Annotated in this window: 3 protein-coding genes; all 3 read left to right on the forward strand. The window is 45.9% G+C overall.

What is annotated here, in order from left to right; translation table 11 throughout:
* On the forward strand, positions 1-941 hold a 941-nt coding region (locus AC1WIP_RS14110), incomplete at its 5' end, for a D-2-hydroxyacid dehydrogenase (protein ID WP_481142425.1).
* 127 nt (positions 942-1,068) lie between these two features.
* A complete protein-coding gene (locus AC1WIP_RS14115) occupies positions 1,069-2,199 on the forward strand; it encodes a DUF6709 family protein (RefSeq protein WP_481142426.1) in 1,131 nt (376 codons plus the stop codon).
* Positions 2,200-2,334: 135 nt separating this feature from the next.
* On the forward strand, positions 2,335-2,766 hold the full coding sequence (locus tag AC1WIP_RS14120) for a GtrA family protein (RefSeq protein WP_481142427.1): 432 nt from the start codon (positions 2,335-2,337) through the stop codon (positions 2,764-2,766).
* Positions 2,767-2,829 lie beyond the last annotated feature (63 nt).

The following is a 2,829-nucleotide window of genomic DNA, read 5'->3' on the forward strand; positions in this document are numbered from 1 at the left end:
ACAGTGTGGGAACCGATGTTTCCGTGGACTGTTTTGAAAAGCTGGGAAATGTGACCTGTTATGAAAATACCGTAACCGCAGAGGAAGCGGCAGGACGGATTGGGGATGCGGATGTGGTGGTGGTGAACAAAGCGCCCATGAATGAGGAATCGCTTAAGAATGCTTCCAAGGTAAAGCTGATCTGTGAATTTGCCACAGGCTATGATAATTGTGATCTGGACTATTGTACCAAAAGAGGCATAAAGGTGGCTAATGTGGTGGACTATTCCACCGCCATGGTAGCCCAGCATACCTTTACGCTGGCGCTGGCCCTTCTGCAGAAGCTGTCTTATTATGACAATTATGTGAAATCCGGAGCCTACAGCGCTCAAAGCCGTTTTTCCAATTTTGATCTTCCCTTCCGCGAGCTGGATGGGAAAACCTGGGGAATTGTGGGGATGGGAAATATTGGCCGCAGAGTGGCAAAAATTGCTGCTGCCTTTGGCTGTAAGGTAATCTTTTATTCCATCACAGGAAAAAGCACCTGCACAGAATACGAGCAGGTGGATAAGAATGAGCTGCTTGCACAGAGCGATATTTTGTCCTTACATTGTCCCTTAAGCGATTTGTCCCGTGACTTTATCGAAAAGGAGGCATTATCCAAAATGAAATCTACAGCCATTCTCATCAATGTGGCCAGAGGAGGTGTGGTGAACAACAGGGATTTGTATGAGGCTCTTGAGACAGGCCAGATCCAGGCGGCAGGTCTGGATGTGGTAGAAAAGGAGCCTTTGACGCAGGACAATCCGCTAAGCCGTATCAAGGACAGCAGCCGCCTGATTATCACCCCGCACCTGGCCTGGGCCAGCGTGGAGGCCCGCACCAGATGCGTGGAGGGAGTATATGAAAATATAAGGGCATTTTTAAATGGAGAGGAACGTAATATTGTAAACCCACAGTGATTTCCGCGCTTTATGGGAAGGATTTCCCTGTTTGCTTTTTCGTTTCTTTATGTTAAAGTAATAACAAATACAGGCTGGCGGGGATAGTCTGCATAAAAGCAGCAGGAACCTATGAGGAGGGTGTAAGATGATAGACATACTGAGGAGCTTTACGAGAAAAAGCGGAATCATCCGTATTGTGATCGGAGCAGTGGTGATAATTGCCTGTCTGATTATCACGAAATTTGCCATTTTTGATTTGATTCTGGGACCGGTGGAAATTGATATGACGCAGGACCCGGCGCAGTACGAGGGCAGGTGGGCAACCATCCAGGTGCAGAACCTGCTCACCGACTATGTGGAGCATCAAACCACAACGGAGTATGAATCCGGGAGAACTACCACTTCTACCGATGGAAACAGTTACATAGCCTTTTACGCTGACGATAATTATGAGACTATGACCTCCACTTGGTATTATTTCAGCTTTTATCTGCCCAAGCGGGACCAGGAGGAGGCTTATGCCATGATTGACGACACATGGGCGTATTGGGAGGATTACTCCGGCGCGGTGGAGGCTCCTGAGCCCATGAAGATTACGGGAACCTGGGAGAAGCTTGAGGGGGATCTTTTAGACTATTATATCGAAACTTTGGAATATGATCTTGGCATAGTGGAAGATGGAGATGATATTTTTGTGGGCTATACGCTGAATACGGATAGTGTAGGCGGCGTAAAACTCAGCACCTTTGTGATATTTACCATCGTGGCTTTTGTGGCGCTGGTGTACATAATAGTACAGATTGTAAAAGTATGCAGCAACGGATGCGCAAAGACTATCGCCCGGTATGTTCAGGAGAATCCCGGCATTTCCATGAGCCAGGTGGAAACGGATTTCGCATCGGCGCACCAGATCGGGAAGCAAAAGGTTTGGATCGGCAGAAACTGGACTGTCTATATTATAGGAATGAAGGTTCACATTTTCGCAAACAAAGATGCGGTATGGGCTTATTATTACAGGAGGACAGGCAGAGGCGCCGTCAGTGAGATGAGGGTATATATGATAGGGAAAAAGATACACCATATTCCGCTGACTGAGGCGCAGACGCAGGAAGCGATGGGCTATTATGGAGCAGAGCAGCCTCACATGGTGCTGGGATACAGCGCAGAGCTGTTAAACATGTTCAATAAGAACTTCCAGGATTTCTTGAATTTAAAGTATAATCCTGTGAGGCAGCAGCAGGCGCAGGACCCTTTTAACAGCGTTTACAATAGTTGACGGGCACAGGGATTGTTTTTATCTTTGTATCTGAATTTTAAAATTGGACGGTGGATTTCTTGACAAGCAGTCTGAAACATAGTAAGTTTATACTGTTACCGTTCTGGACATAATATTTTAGAATGAGGAAGCAAAATGATAGAAAAAATAAAAGCTCTCTGTGTGAAATATGAGGAGATTATTGCATATTTGATTGTGGGTGTGCTGACCACGCTGGTGTCCTGGGGAGCCTGCTGGATTTTTGAGGCCGCACTGCTCAATCCGGATATCGGCTGGCAGAACGCCATGATTAATACACTTGGCTGGGTGGCTGGTGTGCTGTTTGGCTATGTGACCAACAGAAAATATGTATTTAAGAGCACCAACCCTCATATTTTAAAGGAATTTTCCCAGTTTGCGGGAGCCAGAGTATCCACTTGGATATTGGATATTGTGATCATGTATGTGACGGTAAACCTGATTCAGATGAATTACTGGATTGCCAAAATTTTTATATCCTCGGTTTTGGTTATGATTGCCAACTATGTGTTCAGCAAGGTGTTTGTATTTAAAAAGGAAAAGAAATAAGGGGACTTATCCCTCTGGAAGAACTGAAAAATCAGAAAACGGCATGACCCGAAGGGCTATGCC

The organism is Acetatifactor sp., from assembly GCF_982438285.1.

Coding starts and splice junctions, on each gene's coding strand:
- AC1WIP_RS14115 (WP_481142426.1), top strand. CDS start 1,069: ATGATAGACATACTGAGGAGCTTTACGAGAAAAAGCGGAATCATCCGT.
- AC1WIP_RS14120 (WP_481142427.1), top strand. CDS start 2,335: ATGATAGAAAAAATAAAAGCTCTCTGTGTGAAATATGAGGAGATTATT.